The sequence below is a fragment of the Burkholderia sp. MR1-5-21 genome (assembly GCF_053427715.1).
In genome coordinates this window covers 46,512-64,589 of the sequence record NZ_JBSAXD010000042.1, presented here as the reverse complement: position 1 = coordinate 64,589, position 18,078 = coordinate 46,512, and the positions used below count along the sequence as shown (strand labels likewise).

15 protein-coding genes and 5 pseudogenes are annotated in these 18,078 nt (G+C 60.8%); 16 read left to right on the top strand and 4 right to left on the bottom strand.

Features of this window, described 5'->3' with window-relative positions; all coding sequences use genetic code 11:
• The 9 genes and pseudogenes from ACV229_RS36470 to ACV229_RS36430 all read left to right on the top strand — a co-directional run.
• Positions 1-116, top strand: a pseudogene (locus tag ACV229_RS36470) (MalY/PatB family protein); the annotation flags it as partial.
• 294 nt (positions 117-410) lie between these two features.
• Positions 411-1,820 carry an amino acid permease gene (locus tag ACV229_RS36465; RefSeq protein WP_448087905.1) on the top strand — a complete coding sequence of 470 codons (1,410 nt, stop codon included), beginning with the start codon at positions 411-413 and terminating at the stop codon, positions 1,818-1,820.
• 152 nt (positions 1,821-1,972) lie between these two features.
• Positions 1,973-2,770, top strand: coding sequence for a transporter substrate-binding domain-containing protein (locus ACV229_RS36460; RefSeq protein WP_448087904.1), 798 nt, complete (start codon positions 1,973-1,975; stop codon positions 2,768-2,770).
• A 47-nt stretch (positions 2,771-2,817) separates the two neighbouring features.
• Entirely contained in the window at positions 2,818-3,477 is a 660-nt protein-coding gene (locus ACV229_RS36455; protein ID WP_448087903.1) for an amino acid ABC transporter permease, read from the top strand.
• Positions 3,478-3,532: 55 nt separating this feature from the next.
• Positions 3,533-4,258, top strand: a complete 726-nt coding sequence (locus ACV229_RS36450; protein ID WP_448087902.1) for an amino acid ABC transporter ATP-binding protein — start codon at positions 3,533-3,535, stop codon at positions 4,256-4,258.
• Between the two features lie 202 nt (positions 4,259-4,460).
• Positions 4,461-5,654 (top strand): GMC family oxidoreductase N-terminal domain-containing protein, encoded by a 1,194-nt coding sequence (locus ACV229_RS36445; RefSeq protein ID WP_448087901.1) that lies wholly within the window; start codon positions 4,461-4,463, stop codon positions 5,652-5,654.
• Complete coding sequence (locus ACV229_RS36440) at positions 5,624-6,010, top strand: GMC oxidoreductase (RefSeq protein WP_448087900.1); 387 nt, start codon at positions 5,624-5,626, stop codon at positions 6,008-6,010. The genes ACV229_RS36445 and ACV229_RS36440 overlap by 31 nt, the downstream gene beginning before the upstream one ends.
• Positions 5,917-6,951: pseudogene (gene asd / locus ACV229_RS36435) on the top strand (archaetidylserine decarboxylase); the annotation flags it as partial. The gene ACV229_RS36440 and the pseudogene asd, both read left to right, overlap by 94 nt.
• A 14-nt stretch (positions 6,952-6,965) precedes the next feature.
• Positions 6,966-7,087 (top strand): annotated as a pseudogene (locus ACV229_RS36430) (IS5/IS1182 family transposase); the annotation flags it as partial.
• 306 nt (positions 7,088-7,393) lie between these two features.
• Here the strand turns inward: ACV229_RS36430 and ACV229_RS36425 are convergent.
• From ACV229_RS36425 to ACV229_RS36410, 4 genes and pseudogenes are all read right to left on the bottom strand, one after another.
• Positions 7,394-8,139: pseudogene (locus ACV229_RS36425) on the bottom strand (tyrosine-type recombinase/integrase).
• 278 nt (positions 8,140-8,417) lie between these two features.
• Entirely contained in the window at positions 8,418-8,582 is a 165-nt protein-coding gene (locus tag ACV229_RS36420) for a hypothetical protein (protein WP_448087899.1), read from the bottom strand.
• A gap of 28 nt (positions 8,583-8,610) precedes the next feature.
• A pseudogene (locus ACV229_RS36415) lies at positions 8,611-9,199 on the bottom strand (hypothetical protein); the annotation flags it as partial.
• A 68-nt stretch (positions 9,200-9,267) separates the two neighbouring features.
• Entirely contained in the window at positions 9,268-9,624 is a 357-nt protein-coding gene (locus ACV229_RS36410; protein WP_448087898.1) for a hypothetical protein, read from the bottom strand.
• A 67-nt stretch (positions 9,625-9,691) separates the two neighbouring features.
• Here ACV229_RS36410 and ACV229_RS36405 point away from each other — a divergent pair, with 67 nt between their 5' ends.
• The 7 genes from ACV229_RS36405 to ACV229_RS36375 all read left to right on the top strand — a co-directional run bounded on the left by ACV229_RS36405 (position 9,692) and on the right by ACV229_RS36375 (position 18,052).
• Positions 9,692-11,221, top strand: coding sequence for a complex I subunit 4 family protein (locus ACV229_RS36405; protein WP_448087897.1), 1,530 nt, complete (start codon positions 9,692-9,694; stop codon positions 11,219-11,221).
• Between the two features lie 275 nt (positions 11,222-11,496).
• Positions 11,497-12,384, top strand: coding sequence for a ubiquinol oxidase subunit II (gene cyoA, locus ACV229_RS36400; protein WP_448087896.1), 888 nt, complete (start codon positions 11,497-11,499; stop codon positions 12,382-12,384).
• A 3-nt stretch (positions 12,385-12,387) separates the two neighbouring features.
• Positions 12,388-14,394, top strand: a complete 2,007-nt coding sequence (gene cyoB / locus ACV229_RS36395) for a cytochrome o ubiquinol oxidase subunit I (RefSeq protein WP_448087895.1) — start codon at positions 12,388-12,390, stop codon at positions 14,392-14,394.
• The gene (cyoC, locus tag ACV229_RS36390) at positions 14,394-15,008 is read left to right on the top strand and encodes a cytochrome o ubiquinol oxidase subunit III (protein ID WP_448087894.1); all 615 of its coding nucleotides are present in this window, start codon (positions 14,394-14,396) and stop codon (positions 15,006-15,008) included. Before cyoB ends, cyoC begins: the two co-directional genes overlap by 1 nt.
• The gene (gene cyoD / locus ACV229_RS36385) at positions 15,009-15,341 is read left to right on the top strand and encodes a cytochrome o ubiquinol oxidase subunit IV (RefSeq protein WP_448087893.1); all 333 of its coding nucleotides are present in this window, start codon (positions 15,009-15,011) and stop codon (positions 15,339-15,341) included.
• A gap of 304 nt (positions 15,342-15,645) precedes the next feature.
• On the top strand, positions 15,646-15,993 hold the full coding sequence (locus tag ACV229_RS36380) for a hypothetical protein (protein ID WP_448087892.1): 348 nt from the start codon (positions 15,646-15,648) through the stop codon (positions 15,991-15,993).
• A 175-nt stretch (positions 15,994-16,168) separates the two neighbouring features.
• Positions 16,169-18,052, top strand: a complete 1,884-nt coding sequence (locus tag ACV229_RS36375) for an extracellular solute-binding protein (RefSeq protein WP_448087891.1) — start codon at positions 16,169-16,171, stop codon at positions 18,050-18,052.
• The last annotated feature ends 26 nt before the right edge of the window (positions 18,053-18,078 follow it).

The window sequence follows — 18,078 nt, the reverse complement described above, 5'->3', positions numbered from 1 at the left end:
AAGGGCAGAAGTTTGGTATCGAAGGGCACGGTTATATGCGCGTGAACCTCGGCTGCCCTCGCTCCACGGTCGACGAAGCTATTAGCCGTCTCGCGGCTGCGGTGGCGGAAGCCTGAAGAGCAAGGGGGATTGCTTAACGGCAGGGCGCATGAATAGCGCTGGGCGGCGAGCTTAGGTCGAAGAGAAGGAACGGCCCCGCCAAGCGCTTAGGTTTTGCGCGAGATACGGAGACACGCGCCACGAACGATTTGAAAATGGATTTTATATAAGTTAGGTATCTTAATTAAGCGGCGCGAATGCGGATTGCACGAAGACGGATTGGTGTGTGCGACGGACTCGGGCAAGTCTAGGCTGCGCGTCTAGAGGTTGTCGGTGGGGCGCGAGAAGGGCGCTCCATTGGAGGAGACAGGATGAGAAACGGGAATCAAATACCAGCGTACGAACAGGAAGATCTCAAAAGAGACCTGAAAAATCGTCATATTCAGATGATCGCGATCGGCGGCGCGATCGGTACGGGCCTCTTTTATGGGTCTTCATGGGCTATCAGCACGGCCGGTCCCGCGATATTGCTGATGTATTTCATCGCCGCGATCGCGATTTACTTCGTCATGAGAGCGCTAGGCGAGATGGCGGTCGAGGAACCAGTGTCGGGCTCCTATATCTCTTACTCGAATCGCTACATCCACCGATTCGTCGGCTTCTTGAACGGATGGAATGCGTTCATTTTTCTGCTTGCCACGAGCGCGGCCGATTTGAACGCCTTGGGAAACTATGTTCACTTCTGGTTTCCCGGGGTCCCGATCTGGGTGACGGCTTTGGCGGCAGTATCGATGATGTTCGTCATCAACATCGTCGGTGTGAAGTTTTACGGGGAAGCCGAATTTTGGTTTGCGCTCGTCAAGGTCGTAGCCATCGTGGCGATGATCCTCTTCGGTGCAGGCATGATCCTCTTCGGGATCGGCAACCATGGAGAGCCGGTCGGCTTCCATCATCTGGTCGACCACGGCGGCTTCTTTGCGAAGGGATTGAGCGGAGCAGTCTTCTCTATCGTCATGGTTGCCTTTGCATTCGGTGGAGTTGAAAACCTCGGTTTGGCGGCAGGTGAGGCGAAGGATGTCAAGACCACGATGCCGAAGGCCGTGAACGCTACCTTTTGGCGACTGCTTATTTTTTACGTCGGAGCGATCGCGGTGCTGCTCGCGATCTTCCCGTGGACATCATTGACCACCAAGGGTAGCCCGTTCGTCGAGGTCTTCACGAGAATCGGCGTTCCGGCCGCGGCGGGAATCATGAACTTGGTTGTCGTTACGGCAGTCTTGTCGGCGGTGAACGCGAGTGTCTTCACGAACAGCCGCACTTTCTACAACCTTTCCTTGCAAAAGAACGCTCCGGCGTTCCTGAGCGTGGTCAATAGCCGCAAAGTGCCTTCGCGTGCCGTGATGCTGGTGTTTGTCGCGATGTTCGCGGGTGTGATTCTGAACTACATCATGCCGGAACGCGCCTTCGAACTGTTCTCCTCGGTGACCGTGTTCGGGCTGATCTGCGCTTGGTCGTCGATCTTGATTAGCCACCTGAACTTCCGGAAGTCGAGGGTCAAGAATGGTCAAGAACGCAACATCACCTACAAGATGCCCTTCTACCCGTATAGCAACTACCTCGCGCTGGCATTTATGGCTGCCGTGATGATTTGCATCGCCGTGCTGCCGGATATGCGCATGTCTCTGGTTGTTTCTGGGGTGTGGGTCGTTGTCGTGTTCATCGCCTACAAGTTCTACACGAGGAGTGAACCCGTACCGGCTGAAGTGGTCGTGGATTCGTAAGGAAAGGAGTGTCGTCGGAAGGTGAGCGTTCGTGATGCATCGATCAGGTTCATGAGCGCTTTATGTGTCGTTTGTCGTACCCGCCTATGAATTGATGAATTCCATTGATCGCCCGTTCATAGCGCTATTCATATAACGTTGGAGACAAAATCGTGAAGATCCGGAAAGCAATTCTTTTTGCAGCCATCACGGTATCAGCAGCGTGCGTATCTTTCGGTGCTTATGCCGAAGACCTGCTCGACGCCGTCAAGGCGCGAGGTACGTTGATGATCGGCATGGAGGGAACGTATCCCCCGTTCGATTATCGCGACTCGCAGGGGACCCTGCAGGGCTTTGACGTGGATGTCGCCAGGGCGCTGGCCGCAAAGCTGGGCGTCAAGCCGGACTTCTATACAGGGGAATGGTCGGGGCTGATCGGCGGCCTTCAGGCCGGGAAATTCGATGTGGTGGTGAATCAGGTGACCATCACGCCGCAGCGACGTCAATCTCTGGATTTCAGTCCTCCGTACGCATACTCGGCGGTCCAAGTCCTGGAGAGGAAGGGCGACAAGAACGAGTACCAAGGTCTTGACGAACTGAAGGGTAAGCGCGTTGCAGTCACGCTCGGCTCGAACTTCGCAGACCTGGCCAAGTCGGTTCCCGGCATCATCGTGCAAACGTACCCCGGGATGTCGGAAGCGCTCAGCGACCTCGTGGGCGGTAGAGCCGACGCGTACCTGAATGACCGGTTGTTCGTGCCTTATCTCATCAAAACCTCAAACGTGCCCATTCGTGGGGGCGGCCTTTTGAAGAACACCAGCGATGAAATCGGTATTCCATTTCGAAAGGGAAATCCGAAGTTCTCGGCTGCGGTGAACGACGCGCTGACTTCCATGCGGAACGACGGCACGCTCGCCGCGATCTCGAAGAAGTGGTTCGGCGTGGATGTCAGCCATCCGGTCGGTAATTAACGATTGCCGGGCAACCAGAGGCGCGGCGTACGCTGGAGAGTGATGAGATGGATCGATTCGATTTGGTGGTCAATTCGGCCCCGGTGTTATTGATGGGTGCGCTGTTGACCGTGAAGTTCGCGGTCGCGGCGATGGCCTTCGGGCTCGTGGTCGGTGCGCTCACCGCGGTGTTGAGAATCAGCGGCAATCGCGGTCTGGATCGAGTTGCGCAAACTTATGTGAGTGTGATGCGCGGCACGCCGCTTTTGGTGCAGATGTTCGTCGTGTACTACGGATTGCCCGATGTCGGGATCTCGCTGTCGCCAACGACAGCGGGGATTCTGACGCTGACGTTGAATGCCGGAGCTTATCTTTCCGAGAGCATGCGTGGCGCGATTCTCGGCATCGCGCGCGGTCAATGGAGCGCATCGCACAGCTTGGGGCTGACCTATTTCCAAACCTTGCGGTACGTGGTTGGCCCACAGGCGCTGCGTCTTGCTGTGCCGTCCATGGGCAACACGCTTATCAGTCTGATCAAGGATACATCGCTGGTTTCCGTGATCACGGTGACGGAGTTGCTTCGTTCCGCGCAGGAGGTGATTGCCACGACATTTCAGCCGTTGCCGTTGTATCTCGCGGCGGCAGCGCTGTATTGGGTGCTGAGCTCGCTGCTGGCGGTTGTTCAGAATCGCTTGGAAGGGCGGCTTGCTTTGCAGAGCCGTCACTAGGCGGCGCGGGTATCGCTGTCTGCCTCGAGCAACATTTCAGATCGGGTAGCGCAACATGATCGACATCGACAACGTTTCAAAGTGGTACGGCCAACATCGGGTACTGGATAGCTGCACGACGGTCGTTCAGAAGGGCGAGGTAGTGGTCGTCTGTGGACCTTCGGGATCGGGAAAGTCGACACTCATCAAGACCATCAATGGGCTGGAAGGTTTTCAGCAAGGGTCCATCACGGTCGATGGAGTTAGCGTGGGCCACTCGAAAGCGGACCTCACATCGCTGCGTACTCGAGTCGGGATGGTCTTTCAGCATTTCGAGCTGTTCCCGCATATGAGCATTCTTCAGAACCTCACGTTGGCGCAGATGAAGGTACTCCGCCGGTCTCGTGAAGAAGCTGACGCGAAGGCGATGATGCTGCTCGATCGGGTGGGGCTCAAATCACATGCGCGCAAGTATCCGGGGCAAATGTCGGGCGGGCAGCAGCAGCGTGTCGCTATCGCGCGTGCATTGTCGATGGACCCGACGGCGATTCTCTTCGACGAACCGACGTCGGCGCTCGATCCCGAGATGATCAACGAAGTGTTGGACGTCATGATCGAGCTTGCGCAAGAAGGAATGACGATGGTTTGCGTGACGCATGAGATGGGCTTCGCACGCAAGGTCGCGGATCGAGTTCTTTTCATGGACGCGGGCGTTATCGTCGAGGACTGTGTGAAGGAGAGCTTTTTCGACACACCTCGATCGGAGCGCGCGCGGGATTTTCTCGCGAAGGTTCTGCATTGACGCCGACGGCGACTGCGGAAAAGGGCGACGGGCCCTCGGCGCTACTCGGCGGCACGGCGATTCGAGTGTGCACGCCAATGTGGCGTCAGCGTCATGGCATCCGGTTTACGATGCCGGGCCGATAATCAATGACGATTGGCGTTTTTAAGGGTGCCTGAACGCCGCGCTACGCATATTCAGAGTCAGATTGATAAATATCACCATGAATACTGAAGTGGAAGTTTTGGTAATAGGAAGCGGCTTTGGTGGTTCTGTTGCCGCAAAACGAATTGCCGAAGCAGGTCGTGATGTCCTCATGCTTGAGCGAGGCCCCTGGAGAGACACCGTTCCCAACCGGTCGATGGGCAAAAAGGATCTGGTGTCTCTACCGCAGGGTGCCAAAGCCTTCACCCATGGCATACGTTCCGTTAGTTCCCATTTATTCAAACGCAATATGGTTCTGAATAAGAAAGGGTTCATCGAAGCTTATTTCGGCGATGGCATCAGCGTTGTTTGTTCGTCCAATGTGGGCGGTGGTAGCCATGTTTACGCGGGCTTCCTTGATAAACCGCTGGCTCCAAACTACTGGGATAACCATCACCCGGAAATCTCGCAGGCCGGCATGGAGCGCTATTACAACGAGATCCTTGAAGCCCTTGGTGCTCGCGCGCTCACACCACAGGACCAAGCGCCCAACCGGATCGAGGAGGCAAACTATAACGGCCTGCTCACGTGCCTGGGCAACCCACCGGTCGCCATGCTGCTTCCAAAAAAACCAGGATCTCCTTCCAAGGTCGTGGATAGGAATGGTATCGAGCGGTGGGAATGTGACATGAAGAACAATAGCTTCTTGGGCTCTCCTTCAGGCGCAAAGACCACTCTGGATTTCTCGCTCATCCGGCCGGCTATGCAACGGGGCCTGGTCGTCAGGGATATGTGCGAGGCCTTGTCAATACGCCGATTGGCGCAACAAGGTCATGACGAAATGCGCTATGAGGTCCGCTACCGCGATCATCGAAGCGGGAAAGAAGAAAGTGTCCGGGCGGAGCATGTCATTCTGGCCGCGGGCGGCTTGGGCACCGTTCGGCTGCTGCTCAAGAGCCGCGACGTCGAAAAGGGCTTGGCAGGGATGCCAAGGCTCGGCCTTGAATTCGGGGGGAATGGCGATTTCTTCGGAGTCTGGAAGGAGAATAGCAAATCAGACCTTTCAAAAGGCATGCCTATCGCCTCACCGTTCAGGCTCAAGGACTCGAAGAACGAGCGCGTCATTGTCCTGCGCGCTAGCATTCAAGGCCTGGATGGTGTACCGACACCTTCCTTTGTCAAGCGTTGGCTACGGAAGCAATCCGTCATTATCGCTTTTGGCGCGACAATAATAACGGAGTCATGGAAATCAAACGAGGCAGATTCAAGATAAAATACAGGTCAAAAGACAATGATATCTATGGTGAAATTGATGATGAACTGAAGAACATCCAAACCATCACCAAGACAAAAGTTTACGCGCCTCGGAATCCCGTCACGGTGCACCCCATTGGAGGTGCCTGCCTTGGCACCTCCAACGCAGACGGCGTGGTGGGTGCTAATGGAGAGGTATTTGATAATCCTGGATTGTACGTCGCCGATGCCTCAGCTCTTCCCATGTCCCCCGGGGGTGCCCCCAGTCTGACCATAGCTGCATGGTCCGCCAACGTCGCAGACCGATTGATCGCAAAATTGGAGAATCGCGGCTCGCCAAGCGAGGATCAGCGGACGGTGCTGAAAGCTACCTGACGCCTCTCGCGGCGCTGTCAACTTTTCACCTGGTGCATGAGCGTATTTGGCAATCCCCCCGTCTCAGGGTATCCAACGGGGCGACCTGTCGAATTAGCCATGCTTTATGTTTTAAGCCATTTGTGTCCGAGCGCCTATTCGTCCAATTGCAGCATCTGCTGCCCAAGCTTCTCATCACACGCGTGCTCGGCTTTCTCGCGCAACGGCGCGCCGGTGCCTTGACGCAGTGGGCGATACGCCGCTTTATCGCCCACTACAATGTCGACTTGACGGAAGCCGTGCAGAGGGAACCCGGCGCCTATGCCACGTTCAACGACTTTTTCACCCGTGCGTTGCTGCCCGGCGTGCGTCCTCTGGCGACAGCGCGACTCGTTTGTCCAGTGGACGGCGCGATCAGCCAGTCCGGTCGCATTGAGCGCGACCAGATCTTCCAGGCCAAGGGCAAATCCTTCAGCAGCAGCGCGTTGCTGGCCGGTGATGAGGAACTGGCACGTCAATTCGATGACGGCCTATTTGCCACCCTCTATCTCAGCCCGCGCGACTACCACCGCATCCATATGCCGTGCGATGGCCGCCTGATCTCAATGAGTTATGTGCCAGGCGAGTTGTACTCGGTGAACCCGGCCACCGCGCGCGGCGTCGATGCGCTGTTCGCGCGCAACGAGCGTGTGGTGTGCCACTTCGACTCGCCGCACGGCCCGTTCGCCCTGGTGCTGGTGGGCGCCGCCATCGTCGGCAGCATCGCGACGGCCTGGCACGGCGTAGTCAACCCGCCGCGCAGCCCCAGCGTGCGTCGCTGGGATTATCGCGACAGGAATATCATCCTGATGCAGGGCGAGGAGATGGGGCGCTTCCTGCTAGGCTCGACAGTGGTCGTGCTGTTGCCGCAGGGGCCGCTGCAGCTCAATCCCGACTGGGCGCCGACGCGCTCGGTGTACCTGGGGGAGGCGATGGCGGACTGAGCGTTGGCCAGTCGAACCTCCGATTGCATGGCTTCACTCGTTTCGATGCCTGAAGAATCGTTACGAACGCTATGCTCATATCCACGAAGCCTTCCCATCTTTGTTCATTTTTTGAAACTAAGTGGTTGTCGAGTTGATATCAAGCAGAGTGGACGTGTAGCGCCCAAGCTTCCATGAGTGGACGCCGCTGCTCCAGCAAATCAGTGCGGTGGTACGCGGCTTCAACTTTGTTCGCTACTGTATGCGCGAGTGCGCGCTCCGCAAGATCTCGAGCGTAACCTTGCTCGCTGGCCCAGTCGCGGAAGCTGGAGCGGAAGCCGTGGGCGGTCGCATATCGCCCAGGTGTGTCGCTCTCAGCCTTGACGCGGCGAAGTAAGGCGGTCAGCGTCATGTCTCTCAAGACCTTTTCTCGGGGTGAGGGTTAGACGAGAACGTCGTGTAGCTGGCTTTTCTTGAGAGTCTTAACAAGTGTTAGCGCGTGCTCGGATAGTGGGACTCGAAGTAATTCCTTGGCCTTCATGCGCTGGGCTGGAATGCTCCACGCGGGTTGATGCTCTGCCTTGCTCGACTGTTTGGGCAAGATGTGATCGATCACGCCGACCGGGTTCGCAGTGATGTGACCATGCGCCCACGCCCACTGCATGACAGCATGCATCCGTTGCCGGGTGCGGCTGGCGGTTTCCGCCTTCGTTAACCAAATCGGTCGCAGGACGTCCGCACAATCGCCGGGGCTGATCGCGTCGAGTTTGTGGTTCCAAGCTTCGGGAACACGTAGGTTTCAAGCGTGCTGATCCATTGCGCAGCATGTTTCTCATTCTTCCAGCCCGGCTTGAGTTCTTCGTGAACCTTTCGATAAGCTTTCTCGAATGTAAGGGCGGCTGTTGCAACCGCGGCAGCTTCGCGTTCCCGATTACGCTGCTCAATCGGATTTTCGCCGCTTTCAATGAGCTTCCGCGTAGCATGCGCTTTTTCGCGTGCTTCAGCGATCGACGTCTCGGGATAGATGCCGAGGCCGGCATCGCGTCGCTTGCCGGTCACCGGGCTGGTGAAGCGCAAGATCCATTTGCAGCCGGATTTGGACGGTACCAGCATCAGTCCCGTGACCTTTCCGTCGAAGGCCGGCTTGTCGTCCGGCTTCAGTGCTTTTGCTTGTTTGTCGGTTAGCATCGATTTTCTAGCCCATTATTCAGCCCATCAGCAAACGCTGGATGGGGTTGGAAGGTGCTAGCGTAAATTCGATGCTTTGGCAGCGCAAGTATTTGAATTCGTTGAAGATGTTTGGATGGGATTAGACCGGCTTGGGGCCGGATTTGGCGGTCTCCGTCTCCGCCAAAAGCGGTGAGAAAGCCCCGTAAGTTCTAGGACTTACGGGGCTTTTTGTTTTGTGGCGTCGGTCTGCCTGCCAAAGAACCCGCCAAACGCCCAAGCGTCTTGTGGCCGGGCCGTCAATGCCTGTGGTGCATCAGGTCGACGTAATGGGTATCGAGCCAGCGGGTTTGTCTTTCCTGGTTCTCTTTGCGACGGTTATGCGCGGCGATGATCCACAGCGCAGCGCCGACGATCACCATCACGACCGGCCCCATCAAGTAAGCCATCAACGATTCTTTCATGGCACCCTCCATGACGTCGTGGTCGCGCTTACATTGTAAGTGGCGGCTCGCACCAATGCCCACTTTGAATGCGGGCTTCGGCGCCAGCCTCTTGTTCAGCCGCCCGTTCTCCTGCCCAAGCTGCGTGAGCAGGTTCGTGGCACGCTTGCGTGCCCGGTTTCTGCGCGGGCGTGCCGGGCGAGGGCGGTGCGTCGGCCGCGTGCGTGCCGCGTATCGTCGTCGCGCGCAACCAGGCAGCGCTGCGGATTCGCGATCCGGATCCCGCGTTCGCGGAACCTGTCCGCAATCCGCCGGTTGGGTACGCGTTGCACTCCCCAGCGCGTCGTATCCGTGCACTGGATCTGCCCGCTGAGCGCGATCGCTACGCGGTTGACCTGGCCTACGCCACGCTAGCTGAAATCCGACAGGATGCCGTCGCGGTCCTTCGGATCCTCACGCAGTGCGGCGCCGATCTCCTTCAGCGTCGCGACCGCACGATCGATATCCTCACCGTACGCGACGGTGACCTTGACGGCCGCGTTGCCGAGCCCGCGATACATGTTGTTGACGGTGGTCGCCGAGCTGAACGATATCGTGTGCCACGAACCGTCGCCGCCAATCAGCCGCAGAACGCGCAGGCGGCTGTTCCTCAATCGACGGTCATCATTCATTCGAGCGGCCGGAAGATCGTTCCTCGATCAGTGGTCTAGGCTGCAATAATGAAATGCAAATGAAAGAAAGTGTGTAAGGTTGTATTGTTCAGACAAGTAGCGCCCTGGCGATCTGCTCGCGATGCCGGCGGACGGACGGCGACGGCCAGCCGGGAAAAAAATGCGGCGGCGCATCGGCAAACGGCAACGATCAGGCATTTTGGCAACAAAAAAATACTTATAAGAATCAGTTGCTTGCGGAAATATCGTGAAAACTTCATCTTGCTGCGCTGCAAAAAATGGCCAACAGCCTTATCCTCGTTAACCCGCTGGCATTTGCGCGGCGTCAAGGTATCGCTCGACGCCGCTTTACATTTGCCCGACGCCGTCGATCCGCGAAATTTACCTTTCAATTAGGTTTCGTTTCTTTCGTCGTGCCTGCCCCGATCCAGTGCGCGACACTCTCAAGGCTTGACTGACATGCATGATTTCCCCTATCTGAGCCTGGCGATCTGGGTTCCGATCCTGTTCGGCGCGTGCCTGTTGCGTGCCGGTTCCGACCGTCATCCGCGCCGCACGCGGCTGATCGCGCTCGCGGGCGCGATCGCGGGGTTCGCCACCGTCGTGCCGCTCGTGATGGGCTTCGACGCGCATTCGGCCGCGCTGCAGTTCGTCGAGCACCGCGACTGGCTCGCCGCATTCAACGCGGGCTGGCGCCTCGGGATCGACGGCGCGTCGCTGTGGCTCGTCGTACTGACTGCTTTCACCACGCTCGTCATCGTGATCGCTTCGTGGGAAGCGGTTACGGTGCGCGTCGCGCAATACCTCGCGTCGTTCCTGATCCTGTCGGGACTGATGGTTGGCGTGTTCGCGGCGCAGGACGGCCTGCTGTTCTTTATCTTCTTCGAGGCCACGCTGATTCCGTTGTACCTGCTGATCGGTACGTGGGGACGTGAAAACCGCGTGTACGCGGCGGTGAAGTTCTTCTTCATCTCGTTCGCGGGTTCGCTGCTGCTGCTGATGGCGATGCTGTACCTGTACGCGAAGTCGCACACGTTCGACATGACCGTGTGGCGCACGCTGCAGCTCGGCTTCGCGCCGCAGCTGCTGGTGTTCCTCGGCTTCTTCGCGGCGTTCGCGGTCAAGGTGCCGATGTGGCCGGTGCACACGTGGCTGCGCGACGTCTACTCGGACGGCCCGACGGGCGCCGCGCTGATGCTCGGGATGCTGAAGCTCGGCGGCTACGGTTTCCTGCGCTTCGCGCTGCCGATCACGCCGGACGCGAGCCATTTCTTCGCGCCGGCGATGATCGCGCTGTCGCTGTTCGCGATCGTCTACGCGAGCCTGCTCGCGCTCGCGCAGACCGACCTCTGCAAGCTGCTCGCGTATTCGACGGTCGCGCACATGGGGATCGTCACGCTCGGCCTGTTCCTGTTCAACCGGATCGGCGTCGAAGGCGCGATCGTGCATCTCGTGTCGTACGGCTTCGTCGCCGGCGCGATGCTGCTTTGCGTGAGCGTGCTGGCCGACCGCACGAAGACCCGCGAGATTGCCGAGTACGGCGGCGTCGCCAACGTGATGCCGCGTTTCGCGACGTTCACGCTGCTGTTCGCGATGGCGAACGTCGGGCTGCCGGGCACGTCGGGTTTCGTCGGCGAGTTCATGGTCATCATGGGCGCGATCCGCGTCAACTTCTGGATCGGCGCACTGGCCGCGCTGACGCTGATCCTGAGCGCGTCGTACACGCTGTGGATGCTGAAGCGCGTCGTGTTCGGCAAGATTGCGAACCCGCGCATCGCGCAGCTTGCCGATCTGAGCCGCCGCGAGATCGTGATGTTCTCGTCGCTCGCGTTCGTCGTGCTGATGGTCGGCGTCTATCCGAAGCCGTTCACCGACGCGATCGATCCGACAGTCACTCGCCTGATCGCCGAAGCCGGTCAATCGAAGGTGCCGGCCGGGGACGACCTTGCGCCCGCGCAGCCGTCCTACATGGCGTCCGCGCACGACTGACCGTTGCCATGCGTGCGTGATTTGCCACACGCGGCATGCCGCGTGTGGACGGTTGCGCACGCATCCTTCCCGGAGACGCGCTGCCTGCTGCGGCGGGCCCGCGCGCGCATGTGCCGCACACCCCGCGACAATCTGACACAGGTCAGATTCTGCAATGATGATTTTCCTCATTGACTGATTTTCATACAATCCGGTCGCCGTATGATTCGGGCACTTTCGTGGATCGAAGGTGCATCGGGCGTACGCAACGGATTCAATGACGATCAGGCTGTGTGATGAAAACAAGAGCTTCAAGGGGCTTGTCGGCGCTGCTTTCAGTGGGCGCGGCATTGAGCCTTTCAGGATGTAATTTAGATGTACTAAACCCGAAAGGAAGCGTCGGCGCTGCAGAGAAATCGCTGATTGCGACATCGACGTGGGCGATGCTGATCGTCGTCGTGCCGGTGATCCTGCTGACGCTGTACTTCGCGTGGCGCTACCGCGCGTCGAACCGCAGCGCGACGTATGCGCCGGAGTGGTCGCACTCGACCGCGATCGAGGTCGTGATCTGGACCGTGCCGACGCTGATCATCCTGTTCCTCGGCGTGCTCACGTGGAAGACCACGCACGAGCTCGATCCGTACAAGCCGCTCGAATCGTCGGTCAAGCCGATCGACGTCGAAGTCGTCGCGCTCGACTGGAAGTGGCTGTTCATCTATCCGGAGCTCGGTATCGCGTCGGTCAACCAGCTCGCGATTCCGGTCGGCACGCCGGTGAATTTCCGCATCACGTCGGACTCGGTGATGAACTCGTTCTTCATCCCGCAGCTCGGCGGCCAGGTCTACGCGATGGCCGGCATGCAGACGCGCCTGCACCTGATCGCCGACGAGGCGGGCGACTACGCCGGCACGTCCGCGAACTTCAGCGGCCGCGGCTTCTCCGACATGAAGTTCCGCACGCTCGCCGAGCCGCGCGAGCAGTTCGACGCATGGGTGCAGAAGGTGAAGGCGTCGTCCGACCGGCTCGACATGACCGCGTACGGCGCGGTCGCGCAGCCGAGCGAGAAGGCGCCCGTGCGCTACTTCTCGTCGGTCGATCCGAAGCTCTTTCACAACATCATCGCGAAATACAACGATGGCCACGTCCTCGACCTGAAGGACGCCGCCTGCGGAACGAAGGGATAACGCATGTTCGGCAAACTGACACTTTCGGCGATCCCGTTCGATCAGCCCATCATCATGGGGGCGGGCGCCTTCATGGGGCTCGTCGTGCTGGGCATTCTCGCCGCGCTGACAATCACCGGCCGGTGGAAATGGCTGTGGACCGAGTGGCTGACGACGGTCGACCACAAGAGACTCGGCGTGATGTACATCATCGTCGCGCTCATCATGCTGCTGCGCGGCTTCGCGGACGCGATCATGATGCGCATGCAGCTCGCGCTCTCGTATAACGCGCCCGGCTTCCTGCCGCCGCACCACTATGACCAGATCTTCACCGCGCACGGCGTGATCATGATCTTCTTCATGGCGATGGTGTTCATGGTCGGCCTGATGAACCTGATCGTGCCGCTGCAGATCGGCGCGCGCGACGTCGCGTTCCCGTTCATCAACTCGCTGAGCTTCTGGATGACGGCGGTCAGTGCAATCCTGATCAACGTGTCGCTCGTGATCGGCGAGTTCGCGCAGACGGGCTGGCTCGCGTACCCGCCGCTGTCGGAGCTGCAGTTCAGTCCGGGGGTAGGGGTCGACTACTACCTGTGGGCGCTGCAGATTTCCGGCGTCGGCACGCTGCTGACGGGCGTGAACTTCTTCGTGACGATCATCAAGATGCGCGCGCCGGGCATGACGCTGATGAAGATGCCGGTGTTCACGTGGACCGCGCTGTGCACGAACGTGCTGATCATGGCGTCGTTCCCGATCCTGACCGCGACGCTCGCGCTGCTTGGCCTCGACCGCTACCTCGGCATGCATTTCTTCACGAACGATGCCGGCGGCAACGCGATGCTGTACCTGAACCTGATCTGGGCGTGGGGGCATCCGGAGGTGTACATCCTGATCCTGCCGGCGTTCGGGATCTTCTCGGAAGTGATTGCGACGTTCGCGAAGAAGCCGCTGTTCGGGTACAAGACGATGGTGTACGCGACCTGCGCGATCATGGTGCTGTCCTTCCTCGTGTGGTTGCATCACTTCTTCACGATGGGCTCGGGCGCCGACGTGAACGCGTTCTTCGGGATCATGACGATGATCATCGCGATCCCGACCGGCGTGAAGGTGTTCAACTGGCTGTTCACGATGTACCGCGGCCGGATCGAATTCACGACGCCCGTGCTGTGGACGATCGGTTTCATGGTCACGTTCACGATCGGCGGGATGACCGGCGTGATGATGGCGATTCCCGGTGCGGACTTCGTGCTGCACAACAGCCTGTTCCTGATCGCGCACTTCCATAACGTGATCATCGGCGGCGTGCTGTTCGGCTATCTCGCGGGCTTCAACTACTGGTTCCCGAAGGCGTTCGGCTTCAAGCTGAACGAGACGCTCGGCAAGGCCGCGTTCTGGTTCTGGCAGGTCGGCTTCTACGTCGCGTTCGTGCCGCTCTACGTGCTCGGTTTCATGGGCATGACGCGGCGCCTGAACCACTACGACAACCCGGCGTGGCATCCGTGGCTGCTCGTCGCTGCGTTCGGCGCCGTGCTGATCGCGATCGGCATCGGCTGCCAGGTGCTGCAGCTCGTCGTCAGCATCCGCAATCGCAACCTGCCGCAGTACCGCGACACGACGGGCGATCCGTGGGGCGGCCGCACGCTCGAATGGGCGATGAGCTCGCCGCCGCCGGACTACAACTTCGCGGTGATTCCGAAGGTGCGTGCGCTCGATGCGTACGCGGACATGAAGGCGCGCGGCGACGGCAGGCCGAATCCGGCGACGTTCCGCGACATCCACATGCCGTCGAACACGTGCGCGGGCCTCGTGATCGGGATCTTCAGCCTCGTGCTCGGCTTCGCGCTGGTGTGGCACATCTGGTGGCTCGCGATCGCCGGCCTCGTCGGCATCGTCGCGACGCTCGTGATCTACAGCTCGCGCGATAACGACGGCTATTACATCCCCGCGTCGACGGTGCGGCGGACCGAAGAGAAGCAAGGCAAGACGCGCGTGGCCGCGCGCGTCGAAGACGTGGAACTGGAGGCCAACTGATGTTGCAGAAAACCCTGGACGTGAACCTGCACGTGCACGATCACGCGGACGATCATCCGCCGTCGCATTCGGTGTTCGGTTTCTGGCTGTACCTGATGACCGACTGCGTGATCTTCGCGGCGCTGTTCGCGACGTTCGCGGTGCTCGGCCACCAGTTCGCAGGCGGGCCGACCGCGAAGGACCTGTTCGACATTCCTGGCGTGGCGGTCGAGACGGCGGCGCTGCTGCTGTCGAGCATCACGTACGGTTTCGCGATGATCGGCGCGCACCGCGGCAAGCGCGGCACGACGCTCGTGTGGCTCGCGGTGACGTTCGTGCTCGGCGCGGCGTTCCTCGCGATGGAACTGCGCGAGTTCTCGCACCTGATCGCGGAAGGCGCGGGCCCGCAGCGCAGCGCGTTCCTGTCGGCGTTCTTCACGCTGGTCGGCACGCACGGCCTGCACGTGACCGCGGGTCTCGTGTGGATGATCGTGCTCGCCGCGCAGATCATCGGCCGTCACGAGCTGACCGATCGCGACATCCGGCGCCTCACGTGCCTGAGCCTCTTCTGGCACTTCCTCGACATCGTGTGGATCTGCGTGTTTTCCTTTGTCTATCTTGCGAGCGTGATCTAAATGGCCCATTCGCATTCGTCTCAACTTGAAGCAGGGCACGGCAGCGTCGGCGGCTACGTCGCAGGGTTCATCCTGTCGGTCGTGCTCACGGCGGCGTCGTTCGGGCTCGTGCTGGGCGGCGTGCTGTCGCCGCACGCGTCGCTCGTTGCGCTGGCGGTGCTCGCGTTCGTGCAGATCGTCGTGCATCTCGTGTATTTCCTGCACATGAACGGCTCGTCCGGGCAGCGCTGGAACGTGATGGCGTTCAGCTACACGGTGCTGACGGCGGCGATCCTGATCGTCGGCACGATGTGGGTGATGCATAACGTCAGCATGAACATGATGTCGCGCTGAGCGGCATCGCGGGACGCGTCCTGCATCGCAGGCAACGAAAAGGCGGCACACATGTGCCGCCTTTTTTCATGTTGCCGGCTTGCGAGCCGGTCGGCACGCGGCGGGGCGGCGCGCCCGCGCAGGCCGGTGTGCGGCCTCCGTTCGCGTATGATGCGGCCCGGGCGGCGCCCGCAGATTGTTACAAGACGTTAGCGGCGCGTGCGCGTTGCGATTCCGCGCATCAGTTCTTACAAAGTGGAAATATGCAGCCGCGCCGCATGCCGTTATAGTCGAATCACCCACGAAACAACCAGAAGAGGAATCCATGAAGACCTTGCGTGTTGCCTCGCTCATGACCGGAGTCACAGCCTTGCTCGTGTCGGGCGCAGCAATGGCGGGTGTCAATGTCGGGATCAACGTCGGCGTGCCGGCGCCGGTCTACGTCGCGCCCGCGCCGGTGTATGCGCCGCCTCCGCCGCCGGTCGTCTACCAGCCTGCGCCGGTGTATGTCGCGCCGGCGCCGGCGATCGTGATCGGCTGGCACGGCGATCGGTACTGGGACGGTCGCCGCTACTGGGGCCGCGACGACTGGTATCGCCGTCATGGCGGCTGGGACCGCGATCGCGGCCACTGGGATCATGATCACGGCCGCGGCCACGGCGACTGGCATTGATCGTCACGCGTCGCGTGCCGATGAAGAAAACCGCCCTTCGGGGCGTTTTTTTTCTTGCGATGCCGCTTGTTCGTCGATTTCGTGCGGGCGTCAAGGTGGCGCGACCGGCTGCAATCCCTTTTGAATGGGTAGAATCCTCGCACATCGCCACTCTCAATCGACCGACAGGGCCTCTATGACGAAGGGTTCGCCCCGGGCCGCCGCCGCGCGTGCCCGTTCCGGCGCAACGCGCGCCGTGCGGGCCGCCGGCCGCGTGGCGGCCGTGCTGTTCGCGCAGGCCGTGCTTGCCGCGACCGCCGCGCATGCCGCGTATGCGATCGCCCAGTACGGCGAGCCGAAGTATCCGCCGGGCTTCAAGCATTTCGACTACGTGAATCCGGACGCGCCGAAGGGCGGCACGCTCGTGCTCGCGAACCCGAACCGGCTGACGTCGTTCGACAAGTTCAACCCGTATACGATGCGCGGCAACGTCGCACCCGGCATCGACATGCTGTTCGAGAGCCTGGCGACCGGCAGCTCGGACGAGCCGGCCTCCGCATACGGGCTCCTGGCCGACGACATCGCGGTGGCGCCGGACGGCCTGTCGGTCACGTTCCACCTGAACCCGCGCGCGCGCTTCTCGAACGGCGATCCGGTGACGGCGGCGGACGTCAAGTATTCGTTCGACACGCTGAAGAGCAAACAGGCGGCCCCGCAGTTCGCCGCGTACTTCGCCGACATCACGCGCGCGGTGATCGTCGACCCGGCAACGGTGCGCTTCGAATTCCGCCAGCACAACCGCGAACTGCCGCTGATCGCGGGCGGCGTACCGGTGTTTTCGCACAAATGGGGGCTGCGCGCGGATGGCACGCGGATTCCGTTCGACCAGCTCGCGTTCGAGCAGCCGATCGGCAGCGGCCCGTACCTGATCGAGCGCTACGACAACGGCCGCACGATCACGTACCGGCGCAACCCGGCGTACTGGGGCGCCGACCTGCCGGTGCGGGTCGGCACCAACAACTTCGACCACATCGTCTACAAGCTGTACGGCGACGGCGTCGCGAGGCTCGAGGCGTTCAAGGCGGGCGAATACGACGTGCTCGTCGAATACATCGCGCGCAACTGGGCGCGGCGCGACGTCGGCAAGCGCTTCGACAACGGCGAGCTGATCAAGCGCGAGTTCCGGCAGCACAACGGTGCGGGCATGCAGGGCTTCATGATCAACCTGCGCCGGCCGCTGTTTCGCGACGTGCGGGTGCGCCAGGCGCTCGATCTCGCGTTCGACTTCGAATGGCTGAACCGCCAGCTCTTCTATGGCGCGTACACGCGCCTCGACAGCTATTTCGCCGACACCGACCTGCAGGCGACCGGCATGCCGAGTCCGGGCGAGCTGAAGCTGCTCGAGCCGCTGCGCGCGCAGCTCGACCCGGCGGTGTTCGGCCCGATGGTCGTGCAGCCGAACACGAACCCGCCCGACTCGCTGCGCGCGAACCTGCTGAAGGCGCGCGCGCTGCTCGCGCAGGCCGGCTGGACGTATCGCGACGGCGCGCTGCGCAACGCGAAGGGCGAGCCGTTCACGTTCGAGATCCTCGACGATGCGGGCTCGTCGTTCGAGCCGGTCGCGACCGCTTACCAGCGCAACCTCGCGAAGCTCGGCATCGACGCGCGGTTCCGCACCGCCGATTTCGCGCTGCTGCAGAAGCGTCTGGACGCGTTCGACTACGACCTGACGACGATCCGCTATCCGGGCGTGCAGGTGCCGGGCGCCGAGCAGTTCGCGCGCTTCGGCAGCAAGTTTGCGGACGAGCAGGGTTCCGACAACGTCATCGGGCTCAAGTCGTCGGCCGTCGATGCGCTGCTGCAGGCGCTCGCCGCCGCGCAGACCCGCGAACAACTGAACGACGCGACCCATGCGCTCGATCGCGTGCTGATGCACGGCTACTACGCGGTCCCGCAGTGGTACAGCGCGACGCACCGGATTGCGTACAAGCGCACGCTTGCCTATCCGCAGACGCTGCCGCTGTACTATTCGGCGGAGGGCTGGGTCGTGTCGACCTGGTGGGCCAAGCCGGGCAGTTGAGCGCGGCGCGCGCCTGGCCGGCCTTC

Bases quoted from the DNA above. Each gene is read 5' to 3' on its own strand.
- ACV229_RS36465 (WP_448087905.1), top strand. From the start codon at position 411: ATGAGAAACGGGAATCAAATACCAGCGTACGAACAGGAAGATCTCAAA.
- ACV229_RS36455 (WP_448087903.1), top strand. From the start codon at position 2,818: ATGGATCGATTCGATTTGGTGGTCAATTCGGCCCCGGTGTTATTGATG.
- ACV229_RS36450 (WP_448087902.1), top strand. From the start codon at position 3,533: ATGATCGACATCGACAACGTTTCAAAGTGGTACGGCCAACATCGGGTA.
- ACV229_RS36445 (WP_448087901.1), top strand. From the start codon at position 4,461: ATGAATACTGAAGTGGAAGTTTTGGTAATAGGAAGCGGCTTTGGTGGT.
- ACV229_RS36440 (WP_448087900.1), top strand. From the start codon at position 5,624: ATGGAAATCAAACGAGGCAGATTCAAGATAAAATACAGGTCAAAAGAC.
- ACV229_RS36420 (WP_448087899.1), bottom strand. From the start codon at position 8,582: ATGAAAGAATCGTTGATGGCTTACTTGATGGGGCCGGTCGTGATGGTG.
- ACV229_RS36405 (WP_448087897.1), top strand. From the start codon at position 9,692: ATGCATGATTTCCCCTATCTGAGCCTGGCGATCTGGGTTCCGATCCTG.
- cyoA (WP_448087896.1), top strand. From the start codon at position 11,497: ATGAAAACAAGAGCTTCAAGGGGCTTGTCGGCGCTGCTTTCAGTGGGC.
- cyoB (WP_448087895.1), top strand. From the start codon at position 12,388: ATGTTCGGCAAACTGACACTTTCGGCGATCCCGTTCGATCAGCCCATC.
- cyoC (WP_448087894.1), top strand. From the start codon at position 14,394: ATGTTGCAGAAAACCCTGGACGTGAACCTGCACGTGCACGATCACGCG.
- cyoD (WP_448087893.1), top strand. From the start codon at position 15,009: ATGGCCCATTCGCATTCGTCTCAACTTGAAGCAGGGCACGGCAGCGTC.
- ACV229_RS36380 (WP_448087892.1), top strand. From the start codon at position 15,646: ATGAAGACCTTGCGTGTTGCCTCGCTCATGACCGGAGTCACAGCCTTG.
- ACV229_RS36375 (WP_448087891.1), top strand. From the start codon at position 16,169: ATGACGAAGGGTTCGCCCCGGGCCGCCGCCGCGCGTGCCCGTTCCGGC.